The sequence below is a fragment of the Streptomyces purpureus genome (assembly GCF_014648195.1).
GTDB lineage: Bacteria > Actinomycetota > Actinomycetes > Streptomycetales > Streptomycetaceae > Streptomyces > Streptomyces purpureus.
Map to the genome: position 1 here is coordinate 85821 of NZ_BMQQ01000023.1, position 21691 is coordinate 107511.

General features: G+C 73.3%; 20 protein-coding genes and 4 pseudogenes. 13 read left to right on the forward strand and 11 right to left on the reverse strand.

Going from position 1 to position 21691, the window contains the following annotated elements; genetic code table 11:
* Nucleotides 1-26 precede the first annotated feature (26 nt).
* The 5 genes from IEZ01_RS25335 to IEZ01_RS25355 form a co-directional block, all read right to left on the reverse strand.
* Entirely contained in the window at nucleotides 27-836 is an 810-nt protein-coding gene (locus tag IEZ01_RS25335) for a 3-hydroxybutyrate dehydrogenase (RefSeq protein ID WP_019884259.1), read from the reverse strand.
* 55 nt (nucleotides 837-891) lie between these two features.
* Complete coding sequence (locus IEZ01_RS25340; RefSeq protein ID WP_019884261.1) at nucleotides 892-1374, reverse strand: NUDIX hydrolase; 483 nt, start codon at nucleotides 1372-1374, stop codon at nucleotides 892-894.
* A 10-nt stretch (nucleotides 1375-1384) separates the two neighbouring features.
* Entirely contained in the window at nucleotides 1385-2989 is a 1605-nt protein-coding gene (gene lnt, locus IEZ01_RS25345) for an apolipoprotein N-acyltransferase (protein ID WP_019884262.1), read from the reverse strand.
* A gap of 77 nt (nucleotides 2990-3066) precedes the next feature.
* Nucleotides 3067-3621 (reverse strand): hypothetical protein, encoded by a 555-nt coding sequence (locus IEZ01_RS25350; RefSeq protein WP_028797233.1) that lies wholly within the window; start codon nucleotides 3619-3621, stop codon nucleotides 3067-3069.
* 45 nt (nucleotides 3622-3666) lie between these two features.
* The gene (locus IEZ01_RS25355; protein ID WP_019884264.1) at nucleotides 3667-4455 is read right to left on the reverse strand and encodes a glutamate racemase; all 789 of its coding nucleotides are present in this window, start codon (nucleotides 4453-4455) and stop codon (nucleotides 3667-3669) included.
* Nucleotides 4456-4513: 58 nt separating this feature from the next.
* Here IEZ01_RS25355 and IEZ01_RS25360 point away from each other — a divergent pair, with 58 nt between their 5' ends.
* Entirely contained in the window at nucleotides 4514-5686 is a 1173-nt protein-coding gene (locus tag IEZ01_RS25360; protein ID WP_028797234.1) for a glycosyltransferase, read from the forward strand.
* Nucleotides 5687-5716: 30 nt separating this feature from the next.
* On the opposite strand, the gene IEZ01_RS25365 is transcribed toward IEZ01_RS25360, so the two are convergent.
* Nucleotides 5717-6964: a TerD family protein gene (locus tag IEZ01_RS25365; RefSeq protein ID WP_028797235.1), complete on the reverse strand. Its 1248-nt coding sequence runs from the start codon at nucleotides 6962-6964 to the stop codon at nucleotides 5717-5719.
* 266 nt (nucleotides 6965-7230) lie between these two features.
* On the opposite strand from IEZ01_RS25365, the gene IEZ01_RS25370 reads away from it, so the two are divergent.
* From IEZ01_RS25370 to IEZ01_RS25380, 3 genes are all read left to right on the forward strand, one after another.
* A complete protein-coding gene (locus tag IEZ01_RS25370; RefSeq protein WP_019884267.1) occupies nucleotides 7231-7698 on the forward strand; it encodes a DUF6643 family protein in 468 nt (155 codons plus the stop codon).
* Nucleotides 7699-7735: 37 nt separating this feature from the next.
* The gene (locus IEZ01_RS25375) at nucleotides 7736-8560 is read left to right on the forward strand and encodes an MOSC domain-containing protein (RefSeq protein ID WP_019884268.1); all 825 of its coding nucleotides are present in this window, start codon (nucleotides 7736-7738) and stop codon (nucleotides 8558-8560) included.
* Between the two features lie 195 nt (nucleotides 8561-8755).
* Nucleotides 8756-11155 (forward strand): right-handed parallel beta-helix repeat-containing protein, encoded by a 2400-nt coding sequence (locus IEZ01_RS25380; protein WP_019884270.1) that lies wholly within the window; start codon nucleotides 8756-8758, stop codon nucleotides 11153-11155.
* Here IEZ01_RS25380 and IEZ01_RS25385 read toward each other — a convergent pair.
* Nucleotides 11125-13521, reverse strand: coding sequence for a hypothetical protein (locus IEZ01_RS25385; protein ID WP_189203945.1), 2397 nt, complete (start codon nucleotides 13519-13521; stop codon nucleotides 11125-11127). The two genes, IEZ01_RS25380 and IEZ01_RS25385, sit on opposite strands and share 31 nt — an antisense overlap.
* A 124-nt stretch (nucleotides 13522-13645) precedes the next feature.
* On the opposite strand from IEZ01_RS25385, the gene IEZ01_RS25390 reads away from it, so the two are divergent.
* On the forward strand, nucleotides 13646-14476 hold the full coding sequence (locus IEZ01_RS25390) for a DeoR/GlpR family DNA-binding transcription regulator (protein ID WP_189203947.1): 831 nt from the start codon (nucleotides 13646-13648) through the stop codon (nucleotides 14474-14476).
* A 139-nt stretch (nucleotides 14477-14615) separates the two neighbouring features.
* On the opposite strand, the gene IEZ01_RS25395 is transcribed toward IEZ01_RS25390, so the two are convergent.
* Complete coding sequence (locus tag IEZ01_RS25395) at nucleotides 14616-15092, reverse strand: methyltransferase domain-containing protein (protein WP_373287667.1); 477 nt, start codon at nucleotides 15090-15092, stop codon at nucleotides 14616-14618.
* A gap of 35 nt (nucleotides 15093-15127) precedes the next feature.
* On the opposite strand from IEZ01_RS25395, the pseudogene IEZ01_RS25400 reads away from it, so the two are divergent.
* From IEZ01_RS25400 to IEZ01_RS25410, 3 genes and pseudogenes are all read left to right on the forward strand, one after another.
* Nucleotides 15128-15595 (forward strand): annotated as a pseudogene (locus IEZ01_RS25400) (aminotransferase class I/II-fold pyridoxal phosphate-dependent enzyme); the annotation flags it as partial.
* Between the two features lie 44 nt (nucleotides 15596-15639).
* Nucleotides 15640-16095 (forward strand): SRPBCC family protein, encoded by a 456-nt coding sequence (locus IEZ01_RS25405; RefSeq protein WP_028797236.1) that lies wholly within the window; start codon nucleotides 15640-15642, stop codon nucleotides 16093-16095.
* A gap of 60 nt (nucleotides 16096-16155) precedes the next feature.
* On the forward strand, nucleotides 16156-16641 hold the full coding sequence (locus IEZ01_RS25410) for an SRPBCC family protein (RefSeq protein WP_028797237.1): 486 nt from the start codon (nucleotides 16156-16158) through the stop codon (nucleotides 16639-16641).
* Nucleotides 16642-16651: 10 nt separating this feature from the next.
* On the opposite strand, the gene cds1 is transcribed toward IEZ01_RS25410, so the two are convergent.
* Complete coding sequence (gene cds1 / locus IEZ01_RS25415; RefSeq protein ID WP_019884280.1) at nucleotides 16652-17794, reverse strand: L-cysteine desulfhydrase Cds1; 1143 nt, start codon at nucleotides 17792-17794, stop codon at nucleotides 16652-16654.
* A gap of 221 nt (nucleotides 17795-18015) precedes the next feature.
* Between cds1 and IEZ01_RS25420 the strand changes: the two genes are divergently transcribed.
* The gene (locus tag IEZ01_RS25420) at nucleotides 18016-18330 is read left to right on the forward strand and encodes a hypothetical protein (protein WP_019884281.1); all 315 of its coding nucleotides are present in this window, start codon (nucleotides 18016-18018) and stop codon (nucleotides 18328-18330) included.
* A 413-nt stretch (nucleotides 18331-18743) separates the two neighbouring features.
* Entirely contained in the window at nucleotides 18744-19328 is a 585-nt protein-coding gene (locus IEZ01_RS25425; RefSeq protein ID WP_078513229.1) for an ATP-binding protein, read from the forward strand.
* Between the two features lie 34 nt (nucleotides 19329-19362).
* Here IEZ01_RS25425 and IEZ01_RS35190 read toward each other — a convergent pair.
* Nucleotides 19363-19530: pseudogene (locus tag IEZ01_RS35190) on the reverse strand (SHOCT domain-containing protein); the annotation flags it as partial.
* 5 nt (nucleotides 19531-19535) lie between these two features.
* On the opposite strand from IEZ01_RS35190, the pseudogene IEZ01_RS25430 reads away from it, so the two are divergent.
* From IEZ01_RS25430 to IEZ01_RS35195, 3 genes and pseudogenes are all read left to right on the forward strand, one after another.
* Nucleotides 19536-19922: pseudogene (locus tag IEZ01_RS25430) on the forward strand (TetR family transcriptional regulator C-terminal domain-containing protein); the annotation flags it as partial.
* A 17-nt stretch (nucleotides 19923-19939) separates the two neighbouring features.
* Nucleotides 19940-20524, forward strand: coding sequence for a DUF4865 family protein (locus IEZ01_RS25435; protein ID WP_189203949.1), 585 nt, complete (start codon nucleotides 19940-19942; stop codon nucleotides 20522-20524).
* Nucleotides 20508-20941, forward strand: a pseudogene (locus tag IEZ01_RS35195) (phosphotriesterase family protein); the annotation flags it as partial. The gene IEZ01_RS25435 and the pseudogene IEZ01_RS35195, both read left to right, overlap by 17 nt.
* Here the strand turns inward: IEZ01_RS35195 and IEZ01_RS25445 are convergent.
* Entirely contained in the window at nucleotides 20919-21686 is a 768-nt protein-coding gene (locus IEZ01_RS25445; RefSeq protein WP_189203953.1) for an SAM-dependent methyltransferase, read from the reverse strand. The pseudogene IEZ01_RS35195 and the gene IEZ01_RS25445 overlap by 23 nt on opposite strands.
* Nucleotides 21687-21691: the final 5 nt, after the last annotated feature.

The following is a 21691-nucleotide window of genomic DNA, read 5'->3' on the forward strand; positions in this document are numbered from 1 at the left end:
CACCACCCCTGTGGATGACTGGACGCTCAGTGCGCGGTCCAGCCGCCGTCCAGGGTCAGGGAGGTGCCGGTGATGAAGGAGGCCTGTGGGGTGCAGAGGTAGAGGACAGCTTCGGCGACCTCCTCCGGCTCGACGAGCCGCTTGAGGGCCGAGTCCTTGAGCAGCACGTCGGTGAGGACGGCCTCGGGCGGGATGCCGTGCGCCGCGGCCTGGTCGGCGACCTGCCGTTCGACCAGGGGCGTGCGCACATAGCCGGGGTTGACGCAGTTGGAGGTGACACCGTGCGCCGCCCCTTCCAGGGCCGCCGTCTTGGACAGGCCCTCCAGGCCATGTTTGGCCGCCACATAGGCGGACTTGTACGCCGAGGCGCGCAGACCATGGACGGAGGAGAGATTGACGATCCGGCCCCAGCCCTGCCCGTACATGTGCGGCAGAGCGCCCCTGATCAGCCGGAACGGCGCCTCCAGCATGACGGTGAGGACCGTGTGGAAGACGTCCGGAGGGAACTCCTCGATGGGGCGGACCAGTTGCAGCCCGGCGTTGTTGACGAGGATGTCGGTGCCGGCGGCGGCGGTCTCGGCCGCGTCGAGGTCGGTGAGGTCGAGGACGTGGGCCTCGACGGTGCCCGGGAGGCCGGATGCCCGCTCCACCAGCTCGGCCAGGCCGTCGGCCGCCCGGTCGACGGCCCTGACCTTGGCACCGGCGGCCGCGAGGCGCAGCGCGCAGGCGCGGCCGATGCCGCCGGCCGCGCCGGTGACGAGCGCGGTACGGCCGCCGAGGTCGACGGTGACGGAGGGAGGTGCGGCCGCGGGGCCAGATGCGGTGGGGGCGGTCATGCTTCGCACCCTATGAACCGCACCGCCCCCCACCGATGTGGTCCGCACCCATACTTCAGGCCAGGGGGGTGGGGTCGAACCATGTGGGTTCGTCGGCGAGCGCCTGCTTGATCCGGAACTGCGAGAACTCCCTCAGCTCCGGCAGCGCCTCCACGGGGAACCAGCCCACCTCTGTCGACTCCTCGTCGTTGACCCGCGCCCGGCCCCCGGTCGCCCGGCAGCGGAAGGTGACGTCCATGAACTGGCACCGGTCGCCGTTGGGGTACGTGACCGGCTTGTGCATGGTCTGGACGAGGACGACCCGCTCCACCTCGCAGCGCACGGCCGTCTCCTCGTACACCTCCCGTACGGCGGCCGCGGCGGGCTGCTCCCCCGGGTCGACGATGCCGCCGACGATCGACCACATGCCGTTGTCGGCGCGCCTGCCGAGCAGGACCCGTCCGTCGTCGTCGAGGACGACCGCGCTCACCCCGGGCAGGAAGAGCAGCTGCTGCCCGGCGGTTTCGCGGATGGTACGGATGAAGTCAGGGGTTCCCATGCCGTCGACCCTAGACGCGTCGGGCCCGGATGCCGCGCGTGGTGGACCAGCCGAGACCGGCCAGGGCGAGCGCGACGAGTGCGGCCTCGGGAAGCGTGCCCATCCGGGTGGCGGGGGTTTGGGTGGATCGCAGCGGCACCTCGGCGACCAGCGCGGCCGGGGTGAACATCCCGCTCTCCTCCACGATCGTGCCGTCCGGCCGGATGATGGCGCTGACGCCGCTGGTGACCGGCACGACGACGGCACGGCTGTGTTCGACGGCCCGCACCCGGGACATGGCCAGCTGCTGGTAGGTCATCTCGCTGCGCCCGAAGGTGGCGTTGTTGCTGGGCACGGAGATCAGCTGGGCGCCGTGGGTGACCGTGTCCCGGACCGCCCAGTCGAACGCCGCCTCGTAGCAGGTGGCGAGGCCGACCTTGGTGCCGGCCAGGTCGAAGACGCCGACCTTGTCGCCCGGCCCGAAGTCGCGGCTGACCCGGTCGACGTTCTCGTTGAAGAGGCGTACGACCGGCCGCAGGGGGATGTACTCGCCGAACGGCTGCACATGCCGCTTGTCGTAGGTGGCAACGGGGCCGCGCCGCGGGTCCCACTCGATGAGGGTGTTGCGCAGCTTCCCGGTGTCGGGGGTGAGGACCGAACCGATCACGGTCGGGGCGCCGATGGCCCGCACGGCCCGGTCGATGACGAGGCGGGCGTCGTCGTTGCGATACGGGTCGATGTCGCTGGAGTTCTCCGGCCACAGCACGAAGTCCGGGCGGGGTTCCTTGCCCGCGGCGACGTCGGCCGCGAGCTGCTCGGTGCGGCGGGCGTGGTTGTCGAGGACCGCGCGGCGCTGGTCGTTGAAGTCGAGGCCCAGGCGGGGCACGTTGCCCTGGATCGCGGCGACGGTGGCGGTGCCGTCCTGCGCGGAGTCGTCCACCAGGGGTAGTGACCCGAAGGCGCCGGCGACGGGGACGAGGACGGTGAGCGCCGCGGCGGCCAGCGGGCCGCGCGGCAGCACGCGGCTCGCCCGGTACGCGCGGAGCACCCGGACCGTCTCGTAGAGGCCGAAACCGCACAGGGCGACGGCGAAGCCGAGGACGGGCGTACCGCCGAGCGCGGCGAGCGGCAGGAACACGCCTTCGGCCTGACCGAAGGCGATCTTGCCCCAGGGGAAGCCGCCGAAGGGGGCACGCGCGCGTGCCGCCTCGCCGAGGACCCAGACCGCGGCGGCCCACACGGGCCAGGCCGGCAGCCGGGAGACGACGGCGATACCGAGCCCCGTACCGCCGACGAACAGCGCCTCGGCGGCGACCAGGGCCAGCCACGGTCCCGCTCCCACGAAGGATCCGGTCCAGATGAGCAGGGGCGCGAGGAAGCCGAGCCCGGCGAGGTAGCCGAGGCCGAAGCCGGCCCGCGGGCGGCGGCCGCGGAGCGTCCATCCGAGGAGCGCGAAGGCGGGCAGGGCGAGCCACCACAGGGGCCGCGGCGGGAAGCTCAGGTAGAGCAGCGCTCCGGAGAGCACGGCGGCCCCGGGCCGCGTGAAGCGCCGGAGCAGCGTGCGGCCCCGGTCGGCGGCGGGTTCTGGCACGTCGGATGCGTCGGACGGACCGACGGGGGTGATGGTGGCGCTCACGTTGCGGAGTCTACGGCGCATGTCTGTGGCGTCGGCCGGACGCCCGGCGGACTGGTCGCGGGGGCGCGCTCCGGGCCTCAGGCCTTGGCCGCCGCGCTGGGGGGCGTCCCCAGGCGTTCGCGGATGACCCGGACCGCGGATTCGGCGTCGTCGACGGTGACGGTGAAGCTGCGGCCGTCCCACAGGGTCAGGACCAGGCCCTCGCCTCTGCGGACCACCACGGCCGTGCCCTGTTCGGGCCGCCAGCGGTAGCCCCAGCCTCCCCAGTTCCGGGGGTTGACCTTCGGTTCGAACTCCGCGCCCACGATGTGGTCGAGCAGGATCCGGCGCCGCGGTACGCCCATGTGGCCGCAGCGGACCTCCAGGGCGTGGCGGTCCACCGTGACCGCCACATGGACGAAGGCGAGTGTGCCGAAGAGCATCAGCAGGCCTGCCGCGACACAGCCGATGACGGACATGAGCAGCGCGGCGCCGGAGGTCCACTGGGAGTCCACGGCAAGCTGGACACCCAGGGCGATGCACGCCGCCCCGGCCCCCGCGAGGACCCATTGGATGCGGTTGGTGGCGCGGCCCGTCCACACCTCGGGCAGGGGCTCGTCGGCATGGGGGGTGCTACGAGAGTGGTCCCTCATGCGTCACAGCGTACGCACGTTCCGCTCATGGCGGCCCGGTCGGAGTCAGCGGGCGGGAGCGGCCGCCGAGGCGAGCAGACGGCCTTCCGCATAGCTCAGCGCCTCGGCCGGGAGGGCCGACTCCCGGCCGCTGAGCAGCACGGTCAGGCCGGTGGCCGGTTCCGCGGCGGGCGCGGGCTCGGCTCCGATCCGGCGCAGGGCCTGGGCGGCGACCGCCCCGGCGGAACCGTGCAGGACCACGGGCGGGACGCCGCCGGGCCGCACGGCCGTACGGATGCGTTCGGCGACGAGTTCGTAGTGCGTGCAGCCGAGGACGACGGCGCGGACGTCGTCGGGGGTGAGGGCGGCGGCGGCCGCGACCGCGGCGTCGATGGCGGCTTCGTCGGCGTACTGGACGGCGTCGGCGAGGCCGGGGCAGGGCACCTCGGTGACCGGCACGGAGGCGGCGAAGTCACGGATCAGACCGCGTTGGTACGGACTGCCGGTGGTGGCCGGGGTAGCCCAGATGGCCACGGGCCCGCCGCTCGCGGCGGCCGGCTTGATGGCCGGGACGGTGCCGATGACGGGGATGCGGGGCTCCAGCTCGGCCCGGAGCGCGGGCAGGGCGTGGACGGAGGCGGTGTTGCAGGCGACGATCAGGGCGTCCGGGCCGTGGGCGGCCGCGGCCCGCGCGACGGCGAGAGCGTGGGCGATGACGTCGTCCGGCGTACCGCGGCCCCAGGGCATGTTGTCGGGGTCGGAGGAGAGGACGAGATCGGCGTCCGGCCGCAGCCGGCGCACCGCGGCGGCCGCCGCCAGGAGGCCGATTCCGGAGTCCATGAGCGCGATCTTCACCCGGTCACCCTAGCCGACGGGCCTTGCGCGGCCGACTTTCTGGGGCAGACTGCGGCGAATGAGCGCCATTGCCTGGATTGCCGTGGGGTCGCTGGCCGCCTGGGGGTGGCTGCTGCTGGGTCAGGGTTTCTTCTGGCGAACGGACCAGCGGCTGCCGCGCAGGGCCGGTCCCCCGCACTGGCCGCGGGTGGCCGTCGTCGTGCCGGCCCGGGACGAGGCACATGTCCTGCCGGTGAGCCTGCCGTCCCTGCTCGCCCAGGACTATCCGGGCGACGCGGAGGTCGTGCTGGTCGACGACGGGAGTACGGACGGCACGGCGGAGGTCGCCCGGAAGCTGGCCGCCGACTGCCGCGGGCTGCCGCTGACGGTGACCCGTCCGGGTGAACCGGAGCCGGGGTGGACGGGGAAGCTGTGGGCCCTGCGGCACGGCATCGGGCTGGCACGCGCCCGTGAACCGGAGTTTCTGCTCCTGACGGACGCCGACATCGCGCATGAGCCGGACAGTCTGCGGGAGCTGGTCGCGGCGGCCGTCACCAACCGGCTCGATCTGGTCTCGCAGATGGCCCGGCTGCGGGTGGCGAGCGGCTGGGAGCGGCTGGTGGTGCCCGCCTTCGTCTACTTCTTCGCGCAGCTGTACCCCTTCCGCCGGATCAACCGTGAGGGGGCGCGGACGACGGCGGCGGCGGGCGGCTGTGTGCTGCTGCGGGCGGACGCGGCCGAGCGGGCGGGGGTGCCGGAGGTGATCCGGCACGCGGTGATCGACGACGTGTCGCTGGCTAAGGCGGTGCGCCGGAGCGGGGGGCGGATCTGGCTGGGTCTCGCGGAGCGGGTGGACAGCGTCCGGCCGTATCCGCGCCTCGCCGATCTGTGGCGGATGGTCTCGCGCAGCGCCTACGCGCAGCTGCGGCACAACCCCCTGGTGCTCGCCGGGACGGTCGCCGGGCTCGCGCTGGTGTATCTGGCACCGCCGGTGGCGCTGGTGGCCGGGGTGCTCGGCGGTGACGCGGCGGCGGCCTGGGCGGGTGGGCTCGCGTGGGCGGTGATGGCGGGCACGTACCTGCCGATGCTGCGCTACTACCGGCAGCCGCTGGTGCTGGCGCCGACGCTGCCGTTCACGGCGCTGCTGTATCTGCTGATGACGGTCGACTCGGCCGTGCAGCACTACCGGGGCCGGGGCGCCGCCTGGAAGGGGCGTACGTACGCCCGTCCGCAGCCGGCGCCCGAGCGCTGAGGCCGCCCGGCGCGGGGCGGCCTCGGCTGGCTACTTGCGGCCCGGGGTCCAGTTCATGCCCCACCCGTAGGCCTGATCGATGGTGCGCTGCGGGCTGACGCCGCGCGGGGGTACGAGGTAGCGGGCCTCGCGGCGTACGACGAGGTCGCCGTTCTCGTGGGTGAGGAGGGCGAGGGCGCAGACGGTGGAGGGGACGGTGCACTCGTCGAGGAAGAACTCGACGGGGGCGCCGTGCTGCGGGCGCAAGGTGACGGTGGCGTGGAGGTCGGCGAAGCTGCGGGCGCCCTCGTAGATGGTGACGAAGATGAGGACGCGGCGGAGCTTGTCCTTGTGGTCGAGGTTGACGGTGAGGTTCTCGCCGCCGGCGAGGGCGCCGGTGCGGTCGTCGCCGTCGAGATGGATGTACGGGGGCTGGTGCAGGGCGCCGAAGGCGTTGCCGAGGGCCTGGACGACGCCCTTGCGGCCGTCGGCGAGTTCGAAGAGGGCACACAGGTCGAGGTCGAGGTCGGCGTGCTGGGCGACGGCCCGGCCGAGTTTGGCGGCCCAGCCCTGGAACTGCTTGCGCACCTCCCAGTTGAGGTTGACGCGCAGGGCGCCGGAGCTGCCGCCCTGTTTGGCGAGGGAGACGGTCGGGGCCTCCTTGGTCAGCGTCACCTTCGACAGCTGTACGGGCCCGGGCGCGGGAGCGGGTGTCGTACGCGGCGGGGCGGCCGGCCGGGGGACGTGGGCGGGGGCGGCCGGGGCGGGCGCGGGCCGGCGCGGGTCGTCGACCGTGATGCCGAAGTCGGTGGCGAGGCCTTCGAGCCCGCTGCCGTAGCCCTGCCCGACCGCGCGGAACTTCCAGCCGCCCTGCCTGCGGTAGAGCTCGCCGAGGATGAAGGCGGTCTCGACGGTGGCGTCCTGGCTGTCGTAGCGGGCGAGTTCGGTGCCGGCGGCGGCGTCGAGGACGCGTACGTACAGTCCGGGGACCTGGCCGAAGGCGCCGCCGTCGGCGGAGGCGGCCAGGACGATCCGCTCGATCGCGGGCTCCACGCGCGCGAGGTCGACGGCGAGGGTGTCGGTCACGGCTCCGCCGGAGGTCCGCTTGCCGTCGTGCCGGACGGCGCCGGAGCCGTGGGCGGGCTGGTTGTAGAAGACGAAGTCCGCGTCGGAGCGGACCTTTCCGGAGACGAGCAGGAGGGCGGAGGCGTCGACGTCGGGCACGCCGGTGCCTGAACGCCATCCCAATTCCACGCGCACACGTGGTGCGGGCACCGGAACATTCGCTCCCTTAAGCATGGACATGATCATTCTCCCCGCGGTCCACGTGCACGAAGATTTGTGTATGGCCAAGCTATTACCGGCAACTCCAAGGGGGTTCGGGGTCGCTTCGGGTGACCCGACGGTAACCCCCTCCGAGCTGCCCTTTACACGATCCCTACGGCTGTCGGCGACCGTTTTTCCCACGTTCGCTCGCATTGTGGAACGTAGGCTTCCCACAACCCGTAAAACAACCCTCTTATCGGGCTCCCCATAGAGCACATCGTGGGCTTAACTTATGTGCCATGACCTCCCCCCGCGCCACCTACGGCGGCGGTTACTACACCGCGCCGTCGTTCCCCGACACTCCGATCTACGACTCCCTGGTCGCGGAGCGGGGCACGCCTCAGATCGCTCCGATCCGAGTACCGGCCGCATACGACACACCCGGCAACCATCTGCCGGCCCTTCCCGCGGCGCTGCCCGCCCTGCCCGCGGGTCCCAGCCAGTCCTCCCCCTCCTACGGCGGCGGGTACGGCTACCCGCAGCAGATGCAGCAGCAGCCCATGCCGGTGCCGCTGCAGCAGGCGCCCGCGCCGTACATCCCGCAGCAGCCGGTCGCCCCTCGCGGCTACCCCGGCCCGCAGCCGATGCAGACGCGCCCGGTCGCCACCGGCTACGAGGCGATGCGCCCCGCCGCGCCGCGCCCCGTACCGGCCGCCGCTCCGTACGACGATCCGTACAACCGCCCCTACCAGGGCGGGGGGTACTGACCGGATCGCCGCACGGAGCGCCTGGCAGGATGGGTGCATGCCCAATCCCGCGCTGCGTTCCGTCCACATCCACCCGGTCAAGGCGATCCAGGGCTTCGCTCCCGCCGAGGCGGCGGTCGAGCCGTGGGGACTCGCCGGGGACCGCCGCTGGGCGCTGGTCGACGCATCCGGGAAGGTCGTGACCCAACGGCGGCATCCGCGCATGGCGTTGGCCTCGGCCGAGCCGCTGCCGGGCGGGGGGATCCGGCTGGCCGCGCCCGGTCTCGAGGAGCTGAGCGTCGCCGTCCCCGAGCCCTCGACGACGGTCTCGGTGGAGGTCTTCGAGACCAAGGTCGAGGCCGTGCCCGTGGGCGGGGACGCGGACGCCTGGTTCAGCGACCACCTCGGCTGCGACGTACGGCTTGTGCACATGGACGACCCGTCGTACCGCAGGCCCATCAATCCGAAGTACGCACTGCCCGGCGAAACGGTGAGCTTCGCCGACGGCTATCCGCTCCTCGTCACCACGACCGCCTCTCTCGACGCCCTCAACGCGCTCATCGCCGAGGGCGACCACGCCCACGAGGGCCCGCTTCCCATGAACCGGTTCAGGCCGAACGCGGTCCTGGAGGGCACCCTTCCCTGGGACGAGGACAACTGGACCCGGCTCGCCATCGGAGAGGTCACCTTCCGGGTCGTCAAGCCCTGCGGCCGGTGCGTCGTGACCACCACCGACCAGCGCACCACCGAGCGCGGCAGGGAACCGCTGCGCACGCTCGGGCAGCACCGCCGCCAAGGCGGCAAGCTGGTCTTCGGACAGAACCTCGTGCCCGAACACACCGGCACCATCCGGGTCGGCGACGCCGTGAAGATCGTCGAGTAGCGCGGCACCGGACAACGGTTCCTCCCCTGCCGGCAGTCGGGCGCGGTCCTTCCGAGCGTGCCCGCTGCCCCGCCTCCCTGTCACGGGCCCGGGAGCCGGGCGCGCGGCCGAGCGGTCAACTCGGCGCCGTCGCGCGCGCTACGGTGGTGCGATCGGATCACCGACACGCTCACGAGCTGGGGGACGAGCAGCACCATGGCACAGGGCACGGTCCAGGTGACGCACACCGGCACATCGCGGTGGCGCCGCCGCACGGGCGAGTACGCCTCCCTCGCCGCAGCCCTGGAGGCCGCCGCCGACGGTGACATCCTCACCGTCTCGCCAGGAACGTACCGGGAGAACCTGGTCCTTCGACGCGCCGTGACACTGCGCGGTCCCGAGGGCGCGGTCGGCTCGGTGCGGATCGCTCCCGCGGACGGGGTGCCGCTGACCGTACGCGCCTCGGCCACCGTCCAGGATCTGCACGTGGAGGGCCAGGACTCGGCCGCGCCCGCGCTGCTGATCGAGGACGGCACCCCCGAACTCCTCGACCTGCGGATCGTGACCCGCTCGGCGGCCGGTGTGGAGGTACGGGGCGCGGCCCGGCCGACCGTACGGCGCTGCACGGTCGACAACCCGGCCGGCGTCGGGATCGCCGTGGTCGACGGCGCCGGCGGAGTCTTCGAGGAGTGCGAGGTCGTGGCGGCCGGCCAGTCGGGCGTCTCGGTCCGCGGGGGCGCGCATCCGCGTCTGGAGCGCTGCCGGGTGCACCACTCCTCGGGCGCGGGGCTGGCGGTGACCGGCGAGGGCACCGCCTTGGAGGCGGTCGGCTGCGAGGTGTACGAGATCAAGGGCTCGGGGGTGCAGATCGCCGCCCGCGCGACGGCCCATCTCACCGACTCGACCGTGCACCGCACCTCGGCGGACGGCATCACCCTGGACACGGACGCGGTGCTGACGCTGTCGGACTGCGACATCCACGACATCCCGGAGAACGCGGTCGATCTGCGGTCGCGTTCGGTCCTGACCCTGACCCGTTCGACGGTCCGCCGGTTCGGACGCAACGGCCTGTCGGTGTGGGACCCGGGGACCCGGGTGGACGCCAACCAGTGCGAGATCCACGACAGTACGGGCGACTATCCGGCGGTCTGGGTGAGCGACGGAGCCACCGCCGTGCTGGACGCCTGCCGGGTGCACGACGTGCCGGACGCGCTGTTCGTGCTCGACCGGGGCTCACGGGTCGACGTCGTCGACAGCGACCTCTCTCAGGTGCGCAACACGGCGGTGTCGGTGAGCGACGGGGCGACCGCCCAGCTGGACGACTGCCGGATCCGGGAGGCGTCCACCGGCGCCTGGTTCCGGGACCACGGCAGCGGCGGCACGCTCGCCAACTGCCTTGTCGACGCGGTCCAGACGGGCGTCATCGTCACCAAGGGCGCGGACCCCACCATCGAGCGGGTCACGGTCACCTCGCCCGCCGAGGCCGGGTTCTACGTCTCGGCGGAGGGCCGCGGCTCGTTCGTCGGCTGCCGGGTGACCGGCAGCGGCGGTTATGGCTTCCATGTGATGGACGGCTGCCGCACCACGCTGCGCGGGTGCCGTACGGAGCGGTGCGCGCGGGCGGGCTACGAGTTCACCGAGGACGGCGTGGTCGCGCAGGACTGCACCAGCGACGAGAGCGCCGTACGCTCCACCGCACCAGCGCCGGCCGCACCGCTCTCCCAGACGGCGACGCAGACGGTGGGCCTGCTGTCCGCCGTGCCCGTGCAGCAGCCCGCGGCGCCGCCCGCACCCGCCGAGCCGGCCCGGTCCTCCGGCGACGTGCTCGGTGAACTCGACGCTCTCGTCGGCCTGGACAGCGTCAAGCACGAGGTCCGTTCGCTCACCAACATGATCGAGGTGGGCCGCAAGCGGCAGGAGGCCGGGCTGAAGGCCGCCTCCGTCCGCCGCCATCTGGTCTTCACCGGCTCCCCCGGCACCGGCAAGACGACCGTGGCCCGGCTGTACGGCGAGATCCTGGCCTCGCTGGGCGTGCTGGAGCGCGGGCATCTGGTGGAGGTCTCCCGGGTCGATCTGGTCGGCGAGCACATCGGGTCCACCGCGATCCGTACGCAGGAGGCGTTCGACCGGGCGCGCGGCGGGGTGCTCTTCGTCGACGAGGCGTACGCGCTGTCGCCGGAGGACTCGGGCCGGGACTTCGGCCGGGAGGCGATCGACACGCTGGTGAAGCTGATGGAGGACCACCGGGACGCGGTGGTGGTGATCGTCGCCGGGTACACGGCCGAGATGGAGCGGTTCCTCACCGTCAACCCCGGGGTGGCGTCCCGTTTCTCACGGACCATCACCTTCAGCGACTACGTCCCCGACGAGCTGGTGCGGATCGTCGAGCAGCAGGCGGAGGAGCACGAGTACCGGCTCGCCGAGGGCACCGCCGAGGCGCTGGTGAAGTACTTCACCGAGCTGCCCAAGGGGCCGGCGTTCGGCAACGGCCGTACCGCCCGGCAGACGTTCGAGTCGATGGTGGAGCGGCACGCGGGCCGGGTCGCCGCGCTCGCGGACGCGAGCACGGACGACCTGACCCTGCTCTATCCGGAGGACCTGCCCGAACTGCCCTGAGAGGGCAGGCCGCCGGTGCGCTGCCGGGGCAGAGCGGGCGGCAGCAGATCGAGCAGCCCGGTCCGCTCCTGCGCGAACGCCGGGTCGGCCTGGTAGTCGGAGTGGCCGAGGATCGGCTCGGGCAGCGGGTGGTTGTCGGTGCGGCCGTATACGACCGGGTCGGCCAGCGCCTCCCGGTCCACGGCGGGCTTGTCGCCGTGGGCGGGCAGGTGGACGGGGCCTCCTATCGGGTCCGTGGGCCGCCACAGATTGCGCCAGCAGTGCACTTCCCGGTGGAGGGCGGCGAGTGGTCCGGGGCCGAAGTAGGCGGGGAACCAGCGGCCGTAGAGCCGCTCCAGGGGCGAGCCGTAGGTGAGCAGCGCGACGCGGTTGCGGGTCTGCGGGGGCAGCTGCCAGACGGCGGCCGCGGCGAGCACGCTGCCCTGGGAGTGGCCGGAGATGACGAGCCGTCCGCCGGTGCGGTCGGTCCAGGAGCACATCCGCCAGGTGAGGTCGGGCACGGCCCGCTCGGCATAGCAGGGCGGGGCGAACGGATGGGCGGCACGGGGCCAGAAGGTGCCCACGTCCCACAGGATGCCGATGGTGCGGCGGGCGGAGGCGTCCTTGTAGGCGCGGCGGCCGCAGGCGACGAAGAGCAGGAAGCCGAACCCTATGAGCCAGGAGCCGAGCGCCTGGGCGGAGTCGGCGAGGGCGGCGACGAAGGGGTGGGCGTCGTCGAAGACCCGCCCGGGGACCTGCTTGCCTGCCATGGATCCGGCGACGGCGGCGGCGCCGAGGAGGAGGGTCGCCCCGGAGAGGATGCCGACGAGGACGGGTGCGGTGTCGGTGAGGGAGGCCCACGCGCGCGTGGCGGAGATCCGGCGGCTGCGGACGGGGTCGGGGCGGTCCACCTCGTACTCGGCCTCGACCACGGCCACGGAGCGGCGGGCGGCGGCGACGGTACGGGCAACCAGGAACAGGGCCGGTACGGCGAGCAGGAGCAGCAGTACGGGGATGACGGAGGCCTGCCAGCTCAGCAGGACGGGCGGTCCGACGATGGGGCTTCGCTCCATGCCGGGGGTGCCGGGGCCGTCCAGCCAGTCGGCGACGCGCTGGGCGACGCCGCCGGTCATCACGCCGCCGAGGGCGCAGGCCAGCATGGCGACGGAGGGGCCGCCGAGTCCGTACATCGCGGTACGGGGGTGGCGGGTGCGGCGGTGCAGGACGAGCGCGACGACGCCGAGCGCGACGACGAGGGCTCCTTGGGCAAGGGCGAGGGCGGTGAAGGTGACTTCGCCGGGCAGGGTGCCGGAGGACCGCCAGGCGGGCCGGGACCAGGCGGCGTACACCATCGCCAGGGCGAGCAGGCCGAGGGAGGCTTCGGGGAGCCAGTTGACCAGGGCGCGGTCCACGCGGTGGTCGACGCGCCGTTCGCTGCGTCCGCGCCGGCAGACGACCACGACGACGAAGAGCGCGGCGGCGGCGATGGTCCCCTCGACGGTCCAGGCCAGGATCTCGCGCAGGGTGCCGCCGGCGGCCCGGTCGTGCCGGGCGGCGGCCCCGGCCACGCCCGCGGCGACGGTGAGCAGACCGGCGGCCGTGTGGGCGGCACGGAGCCGGGCGACGAGGCGGCGGCCGTACCAGAAGCCGGGGCGGCCGAGCGCGGGCCGTACGGCGGCCGGGGGCGTCGTGGCCGTCGGCGCTTCACCGGCCGGGGCCTCGGCCGCCTGCGGCAGGTCCTCGTCGTGGTCGTCGAAGGTCCGCGGGCGTTCGGCCTCGTAGGCGCTCCAGGTGCGGTTGGAGAGGTACCAGAGCAGGGTGACCAGTGCGGTCGGTACGAGCGCGGCGAGGGCGAGGCGGCGGCCGGGCTGGGACCACCAGCCGTCGCGGGCGGCGGACGCGAAGCCGAGCCAGGACCGCTCCTCGGCGCAGGCGGCGGTGCCCGCGCACTGCCAGGCCGTCAGGTCGAGGGCGACCTCGCAGGCGGCCGCCGTCATGAGGACGGTGAGGGAGAGGGCGACGAGCCGGACGAGGACGCCGTAGAACCGTACGGCCCTTGGCTGGTCCTCGGTGGGCGGGCGCATCCAGTGGGCCAGGTTGGCGACCATGAAGGGCAGCAGGAGGAGCCACAGGGCGCGGGCGCCGTTGCCGGAGGTGAGGTTGGACCAGCAGTACGCCTCGGGGACGGGCCGTTCGTCGTACCGTTCGGGGTGGTCCTCGGCGTCCGTGTCGTCGGCGCGGCGGTGCATGGCGGCCGTGGCGTCGCCGGTGACCCTGACGGTCCTGGGATCGTCGAGCATGGCCTGAGGGGTGGCGCCGCCGACGCCATGGACCAGCAGTTCGAGGGCGGCACCCCCGCTCCGCGGGGCCGGTGTGGCAGGGGGCACTTCGGTGACTCGCTCTCGTGGTGGGAGGATGCGCGGCAGCAACAGAATCGCGGATGGCCGTGCGCCCGTGCAGGTGGTCTCACGGAATCCGACCCCAATCCCCTCTGGAAGGACCGGCCCGGCGGTGAGTGACAATCAGAATCTCCTCGCGGAGCAGCGGCGCGCCCTGATCCTCGACGAGGTGCGGCGGCGCGGCGGGGTGCGGGTCAACGAGCTCACCCGCAGGCTGAACGTGTCGGACATGACGGTGCGCCGGGATCTGGACGCGCTGGCCCGGCAGGGGTTCGTGGCGAAGGTGCACGGGGGTGCGGTGCCGGTGGTGGAGCCGAGCACGCACGAGCCGGGGTTCGAGGCGAAGTCGTCGCTGGAGCCGACCGCGAAGGAGGACATTGCGCGGGCGGCCGCGGCGATGGCCGTGCCGGGCAGTGCGATCGCCCTGTCCGGCGGGACGACGACGTACGCGCTGGCGCATCAGCTGCTGGATGTGCCGGACCTGACGGTGGTGACGAACTCGGTGCGGGTGGCGGACGTGTTCCACACGGCGCAGCGCCCGGGCTCCTCGGGCGGCCCGCGCCCGGGGGCGGCGACGGTGGTGCTCACCGGCGGGGTGCGCACGCCGTCGGACTCGCTGGTGGGGCCGGTGGCCGATCAGGCGATCGCCTCGCTCCACTTCGACGTGCTGTTCCTGGGGGTGCACGGCATCTCGGTGGAGGCGGGCCTGTCCACGCCGAACCTGGCGGAGGCGGAGACGAACCGCCGCCTGGTCCACTCGGCCCGGCGGGTGGTGGTGGTCGCGGACCACACCAAGTGGGGCACGGTGGGCCTGAGCTCGTTCGCCCGCCTGGAGGACGTGGACACCCTGGTGACGGACGGGGGCCTGTCGGCCGAGACCCGCGCGGAGATGTCGGAACACATCCCGGGCCTTCTGATCGCGGGCGAGGACGACACGGTCTGACAGCTGTCCCAGGCCCACCCCGACCGCCTGTACGCCCGCGCGCCCCCAACGAGGGGGCCGAGCACGATCGACCGTCGGCGCACGCTCAAAGCGCCCCGGTGGGGGTCCCCCCGGCGAAGCCAGGGGGAGAACCGAGCTCCTACAAGAGGGCCACCGCCTTGAAGAAGGTGTACGAGAAGGTGCCGCCGGGCTCCGCCGTGCGGTGGAGGTCGGTGATGCCGCGGGCCCAGTCGGCCGGGGTGGTGAGTCCGGCGGCGAGGGCTTCGTCGCGTACGGAGTTCACCATGGCGATGAACGTGCCGCGGGTGAAGCCTTCGACGAGTGCGGGGCGGTCGGCGTCCGCGTAGACGGTGCGGGGCCGGACGGAGATGTCGCGGTAGCCGGCGCCGGTGAGGAGCGAATGCAGTTCGCGGCCGATGAGCGCGTTGCCGCCGCCTGCGGCCTGGAGGCGCACCTGGCAGTCGATGGCGGCGTGGGCATGGGCCGAGTCGGGGTGGAAGAGGGCCGATCCGTGGTCGCCTTCGATGACGGTGAGTGTGCCGCCGGGGCGCAGCAGTCGCCGTAGCCGCCGCAGGGCGAGGGCCGGGTCGGTGAGGTGTTCGAGGACGAAGCAGATGAAGAGGTGGTCGAAGGATCCGTCGGGGAAGGGCGGTTCTCGCTCCGGCGCTGCGTCTGGGCTGGGTGCTCGCCCCGGCTCCGTTGCGGGAGGCCCTGCTGGACGCCAAGCGCTACGCCGACCTGGGCAGTGCGCTGCTCCCTCAGCTCGTTCCGGCGCGGCTGATGGAGTCGGGGGAGCTGGAGCGGCACCTGCGGCTGGTCCGCGCCCGGCACCGGCGGCGCAGGGACGCGATGGTGGCCGCCGTCGCCGCGACGCTGCCGGGCGCGGTGGTGTACGGCGCGGCGGCGGGCCTGCATCTGACCATCACCTTCGGTGATGAGGGGCTGTCGGACACCGGTCTCGCGGCGGCCGCTCTCGCCGCGGGCGTCAAGGTCCAGCCGCTGTCGTGGCACTGCCGGCGCCCGCACCGGCCCGGCCTGGTACTCGGGTACGCGGCGAGCACCCCGGGTGAGATTCAGGACGGTGTCGCCCTGATCGGCGAGGCACTGTCAGGGCTGTGAGCGCTGTCAGGACTCTCGGGGCTGTCCCGGCCTACGATCATCAGGTGAGCGTCTTCGTGGTCGAACGGCGTACGGCGATGAGTGCGGCCGAGGCGTGGGAGCGGGTCACCGACTGGTCGGCCCACGCGGCGGGCGTACCGCTCACCCGGGCCCGGACGGTCACGCCCGGTCCTCCGGGCCTGGGGAGCCGCTTCGTGGTGCGCACCGGGGTGGGGCGGCTGGGTGTCGACGATCCGATGGAGGTCGTGCGCTGGGAGCCGCCCTCGGCGGGGCGGCCCGGGGTGTGCAGGCTGGCGAAGCGGGGGCGGGTGGTCCTCGGCCGGGCCGAGATCACCGTGTACGCGGAGGGGAGCGGCGCCCGGGTCGTGTGGGAGGAGGCGCTGCGGTTGCGGGGGCTGCCCCGGCTTTTCGACCCGGCTCTCCGGAGGGCGGGGCGGCTGCTCTTCGGGCGGGCGCTGGCGGGTGTGCTGGCGGAAGAGGCCAGGGCACAAGACATCTGACGGCGCGACAGTTATCGTGTGCGGGCCCCGCACCACCCCTTCCGCCTGGAGGTACGGTCCATGGCACGCCGACTGAGCCCCGTGGAGCTGGACTTCGTCGAGACGGCCCCCGTGCGGCTGGTCTTCACGGCGGAGCTGGCCGCCCCGCCCGACGCGGTCTACAAGGCGCTGGCCGACGACGTGGAGGACTGGCCGTCGTGGTTCGGCGCGGTGGTCTCGGCGACGCCGACCGGGGGCGGGGCGGGGCGAGCGGTCCGGCTCCGGGGCGGCACCCGCTTCCAGGAGACGATCATGGCCAGGGAGCCGGGTTCCCGGTACGCCTACCGCGTGGACGAGAGCAACGCCCCGGGCGTGCGGGCCATGCTGGAGGAGTGGCGGCTGGCCCCCACCCCGGAGGGGACCAGGGTGCGCTGGACGATGGCCGTGGACGGGCCCGCCGCGCTGCGGACGGTCATGAGGGTGCTGCGCCCCGGGGTGGGCCGGTCCTTCCGGGACGCGATGCGCGGCCTGGAGCGCCGCCTCGCGTCCCGTACGGCGGGCCGCTGAGCCGGCGACGTCACTCGGGCCAGGCGCCGGTGGCCAGGAACTCCTCGATCGCGGCCGTGTAGGGCGCGATGTCGAGGCCCTGTCCGGCGAGCCAGACGTCGGAGTAGTACTTGTCGAGGTAGCGGTCGCCCGGGTCGCAGAGCAGGGTGACCACGCTGCCCTTGCGGCCCTGCGCGACCATCTCGGCGACGATCTTCAGCGCGCTCCACAGCCCCGTGCCGGTGGAGCCGCCGGCCTTGCGGCCGATGGCCTTCTCCAGGGCGCGTACGGCGGCCACGCTCGCCGCGTCCGGCACCTTCATCATGCGGTCGATGGCGCCCGGGACGAAGGACGGTTCCATCCGGGGGCGGCCGATGCCCTCGATACGGGAGCCGCAGTCGCTGGTGGCGAGCGGGTCGCCCTGCGTCCAGCCGTCGAAGAAGCACGAGTTCTCCGGGTCCGCGACGCAGACGCGGGTGTCATGCTGCATGTAGTGGACGTAGCGGGCGATGGTGGCCGACGTACCGCCGGTGCCGGCGGTGGCGACGATCCAGGCCGGTTCCGGGTACCGCTCAAGCCGCAGCTGCTGGTACATCGATTCGGCGATGTTGTTGTTGCCGCGCCAGTCGGTGGCCCGCTCGGCGTAGGTGAACTGGTCCATGTAGTGCCCGCCGGTGCGCTCGGCGAGGGCGGCGGACTCCTCGTACATGGTGCGCGAGTCGTCGACGAAGTGGCACTGGCCGCCGTGGAATTCGATGAGCCGGCACTTCTCGGGGCTGGTGGTGCGCGGCATGACCGCCACGAAGGGCACGCCGATCAGCTTGGCGAAGTACGCCTCGGAGACGGCCGTGGAGCCGCTGGAGGCCTCGATGACCGGCTTGCCGGGACGGATCCAGCCGTTGCACAGGCCGTAGAGGAAGAGCGAACGGGCCAGCCGGTGCTTGAGGCTGCCGGTGGGGTGGGTGGACTCGTCCTTCAGGTAGAGGTCGATGCCCCATTCCTCCGGGAGCGGGAAACGCAGCAGGTGGGTGTCGGCGGAACGGTTGGCGTCGGCATGGACCTTGCGCACCGCCTCCTTGAGCCAGGTGCGGTACTCGGCGTCGCTGCGGTCCACGTCGATGGTGGCCATGGCCTCGCCCCGGATGGCGTGACTGCTCTTCTCGGCGGTGCTCATGGGTCCGTCTCCTGCTTCTGTTTCGCTCCTGGTCCCCTACAGCGACCATAACCCCCTCACCTGCACAAACGTTCACTTTGACTCTCCATAGGGGGCGCTTGGAGGCCGTCGTGGGCCGCGCCGGGGGTCGGATATCGGACAGCTGGGCGCCGCCCCCTGGCTGAGACGCGCGAAGGCGGGCAGACTGGCCGAGAGCAATCGGTCGAAGGGGGCACAGAGTCATGTCGGAGCCCGAGTTCAGCGCGACGCGCGTGCGGATCGAGCGGTGGCCCCGCTCCCTGACGCGGGCCGGCGAGGTCCTGATCAAGGACGGCAGGCTGGAGCTGCTGACCAGCTCAGGGCGGGAGATCGACAGTGCGCCGGTCCGGGCCGTACGGGCGGGACGCCCGTGGTTCGCGGGTCCGGACGAGACGGTCGCGACCGTCAACGGCAAGCGGTACCGCCTGACGATGGACGATCACGACAGCCACGGCACGGCCGAGCCGGTGGGCCGCTTCCTCGCCGCGGTGCGGCGCGCGGGCGGCGAAGGAAGCTGAGCGGACGGGGGCGGGCGGCCGTGGTCAGGCGCGCCCGCGAGCTACGGCGCCGCGCAGGGCCGAGCGCGTGGACCCGTACACGAACCGACGACACGTATGGCGCCGATTCGCGCACGTACGAACGCGTTGCAACGCCTTCGACGGGCTGATGGAACGGCTGATTCAACGCAACCGGACCTGACCGGACAGGGCCGAGCCCGACCGAACGCGCCGGGGTAACGCGCCGGTCGCGCCTCACGCGCCCCTGTCGCCGCGAGTTGCGCGACGGTCACTCCTGGTTCACGCTGGAACGACCTCACTCCGGGTTCACCGGCGACTACGCTGCGACCCAGCCTCCGCCGGTATGCACCGCAGGCAGCCAAGCAGGATCCGATCCTCGTCTTCTTCCGGACCAATTTCGGGGAGTCGCAGCCGTGATCAGCGAACCAAGCAGGCACTGCACGGTGGAGCTGCAAGCCCTGCCGTCGCGGATCGGTCAGGTCCGCAGAATCGTTTCTGCACACCTGCGCTACTGGCATCTCGATGCGTTGATAGACCAGGCGGCGCTGGGTGTCACCGAGTTGCTGACCAATGTGCACCGGCACGCCCAGCCGGACAAGACCTGCACGGTCGAGATCGAGCTGCTGCTCGACCGGTTGACGGTCTCCGTCCGTGACCACGATCCCCGGCTGCCGTCGGTCCATGCGACCGACGGCCTGGAGACCTCGGGGCGCGGGCTCGCGCTCATCGAGGCGGTCAGCGAGAGCTGGGGCGTACGGCCGCAGGACGGCGGCGGGAAGGTCGTCTGGTTCACCCTGACCGCTCCCCCGCACCTGATGGCGGTACCCGCGACGACCCCGGCCACGCAATCGGTGACGCCTGAGGGCGCGTTGAAGGCGGCGGCCGCGACCCGCGGGCCCTTCGCCGAGTCGGACGACGCCCCCTTCGGCGCCCCGGAGAAGGCTCCCGCACGCCATGCCCGCCCCCGGCCGGCGACGCGGTCGGCGGTCGCGGGCTGACCTCACGGACGACGCGCGCGACGGTCGCCCGGCACCCCCCCTTCGGGCGGGTGCCGAACTGCTCGTCGAGGACGGACAGCCGGCGCCAGTACTCGTCCTCGCCGATCTCACCCGCCGCGAAGCGGTGCCCCAGCAGAGCGATGGGCGACTGCTCGTCGGGGACGGCGCGCGGGCCGGGGCGGCCGCGGCGGCGCGCTCGCCGTGGAGGCGGTTCTCGGGGGCGGTGGCTCGCCGTACGAGCGGATCCGGGCGTACCTGCTGCGCGAGCGCGATGTGCTGCGCGGCTGCCCCGTCGGGCGGCTCACGATGGACCCGGAGGTCATCGCGGACGACGCGCTGCGGACGCCGGTCGAGGAGACCGTCGACTGGCTGCGCGGGCGGCTCGCCGAGCTGGTCCAGGAGGGCGTGGACGCGGGCGAGTTCGACGCCGGGACCGATCCCCGGGAGACCGCGGCGACGATCGTGGCGACCGTGCAGGGCGGCTACGTCCTGGCCCGCGCGTCCGGCTCGTCCACCGCCTTCGACAGCGCGGTCCGCGGTTTGCTCGCGCTGCTCGCGCCCGGCCGTGCGGCGCAGTCCACCACCGACGCCTGAGGGAGCAACGGCCACACATGCACGCCATGCAGTACGAGATCACTCTGCCCGCCGACTACGACATGGACATCATCCGCAATCGGGTGGCGACCAGGGGGCACCTGCTCGACGACTTCCCCGGCCTCGGGATCAAGGCGTACCTGACCCGGGAGCGCGGGGTCGACGGGTCGCCGGTGAACCAGTGCGCGCCGTTCTACCTCTGGACCACCCCCGAGGGCATGAACTCCTTCCTCTGGAGCCCCGGATTCCAGGGCGTCGTCCAGGACTTCGGGCGCCCTGAGGTGCAGCACTGGACCGGGCTCGCGCACGAGGAGGGCCCGGCTGCCGGGGCCGTACCCCGGGCGGCCACCCGGCGGCGTGAGCGGTTGGCGCCCGGGGAGGCGCCCGTCGACGCCGTGGAGCGGGCCCTCGCGGAGCACGCGCGCGTGACGGGTCTGGACAGCGTGGCCGCCGCGGCCGTGGCGATCGATCCCCGGCGGTGGGAGCTGGTCCACTTCACTCTCTGGGCCGGGGCGGCCCCCGACGCGGCCGGAGAGGTCTTCCAGGTGCTCCACGTGTCCGATCCCCACCGGGGCGCGCTGCCCCGCGGCAGGCAGTGGTGAGCACCGCGGAGGGGGCCGGGGCGGTCCGCACTCGGAGCTGCTCTGCGGGCGGGAGGGGATGGCGCGGAGCGCGCGGTCCTCGGTCATCTGGGCCGCTTCCCGGACGGGGCCGTCCAGCGTGAGGCGGCGAGGGCGGGCGCCTACCTGGCCTTCGACGGGCCGTCACGGGCGCACCACGGCACGGACTGACGGCTGCCCGAGGCGCTTGCGGCGCTGGCCGAGGCCGGGTTCGCGGACCGGCTGCTGCTGGGCGGGGACACGACCGTGCCGGGCACTCCGGGCACGCCCCATCTGCTGGGCGGGCTGCGCCCGCGCCTTGAACTCACCCTCGGGAAGGAGCTGGTGGAGCGGATGCTCCAGGTGAATCCGGCGCGGGCGCTGTCCCTCGCGCCGGTCAGTCCACCGGTACGAGCGTGAGGTAGGCAATGCCGAGGACCCGGCGGTAGCCGTTGAGCCAGGTGGAGCGCTGGCGGTCGACGCGGGCCCGGGTCTCCTCGGCCGAGGGGTGGGCGGGGTTGGCAGCGAGCCAGACCTCGGTCGCCTCGCGGTAGCCGGACTCGAACTCCTCCCATTCGTCGTCGGTCGCCGTCTCGATCCGCGCGGGCCGGAATCCGGCCTCGATGGCAAGGTCGACCAGAGCGCCGAGCACGAGGTGGTCTCCGCCCTGCGCTCCGGGCCACATGCCGGCGAGCTCTTCCTGGGTGGGCGGGTGCTGCCAGAACCCCTCGCCCAGGACGACCCGGCCGCCGGGTGCCACGAGCCGGCGCAGTTCCCGCAGGGCGGCGGCAGGGTCGTGCGGCCCGTCGGGGTCGCACAGCGCGTGACTGGAGCCGAGGCACAGGACCAGGTCGGCCGGGCCCTGACCGGTGCCGAGGGCGGACTCGGCGACGAACGTGACGCGGTCGGCAAGGCCGCGCTCCTTGGCGAGCTCCCGGCCGTGGGCCAGGTCGCCGGTCTCGATGTCGATGCCGGTGCCGCACGCGTCCGGCGCGGCGGCCAGGACCCGGAGCAACACCTCTCCCCAGCCGCAGCCGATGTCGAGGACGGTGGCGGGCCGCCCGGCGGCGAGCCGGTCGATCAGGCGGGTGGCGCGGGCCTCGGAGAGCGGGCCGTGGAAGGTCAGATGGCGGCCGAGCGCCGGAGGAAGATCATCAGTGGTCATGAGGG

Coding starts and splice junctions, on each gene's coding strand:
- IEZ01_RS25335 (WP_019884259.1), bottom strand. CDS start 836: ATGACCGCCCCCACCGCATCTGGCCCCGCGGCCGCACCTCCCTCCGTC.
- IEZ01_RS25340 (WP_019884261.1), bottom strand. CDS start 1,374: ATGGGAACCCCTGACTTCATCCGTACCATCCGCGAAACCGCCGGGCAG.
- IEZ01_RS25350 (WP_028797233.1), bottom strand. CDS start 3,621: ATGAGGGACCACTCTCGTAGCACCCCCCATGCCGACGAGCCCCTGCCC.
- IEZ01_RS25360 (WP_028797234.1), top strand. CDS start 4,514: ATGAGCGCCATTGCCTGGATTGCCGTGGGGTCGCTGGCCGCCTGGGGG.
- IEZ01_RS25365 (WP_028797235.1), bottom strand. CDS start 6,964: ATGCTTAAGGGAGCGAATGTTCCGGTGCCCGCACCACGTGTGCGCGTG.
- IEZ01_RS25370 (WP_019884267.1), top strand. CDS start 7,231: ATGACCTCCCCCCGCGCCACCTACGGCGGCGGTTACTACACCGCGCCG.
- IEZ01_RS25375 (WP_019884268.1), top strand. CDS start 7,736: ATGCCCAATCCCGCGCTGCGTTCCGTCCACATCCACCCGGTCAAGGCG.
- IEZ01_RS25380 (WP_019884270.1), top strand. CDS start 8,756: ATGGCACAGGGCACGGTCCAGGTGACGCACACCGGCACATCGCGGTGG.
- IEZ01_RS25410 (WP_028797237.1), top strand. CDS start 16,156: ATGGCACGCCGACTGAGCCCCGTGGAGCTGGACTTCGTCGAGACGGCC.
- cds1 (WP_019884280.1), bottom strand. CDS start 17,794: ATGAGCACCGCCGAGAAGAGCAGTCACGCCATCCGGGGCGAGGCCATG.
- IEZ01_RS25420 (WP_019884281.1), top strand. CDS start 18,016: ATGTCGGAGCCCGAGTTCAGCGCGACGCGCGTGCGGATCGAGCGGTGG.
- IEZ01_RS25435 (WP_189203949.1), top strand. CDS start 19,940: ATGCACGCCATGCAGTACGAGATCACTCTGCCCGCCGACTACGACATG.
- IEZ01_RS25445 (WP_189203953.1), bottom strand. CDS start 21,686: ATGACCACTGATGATCTTCCTCCGGCGCTCGGCCGCCATCTGACCTTC.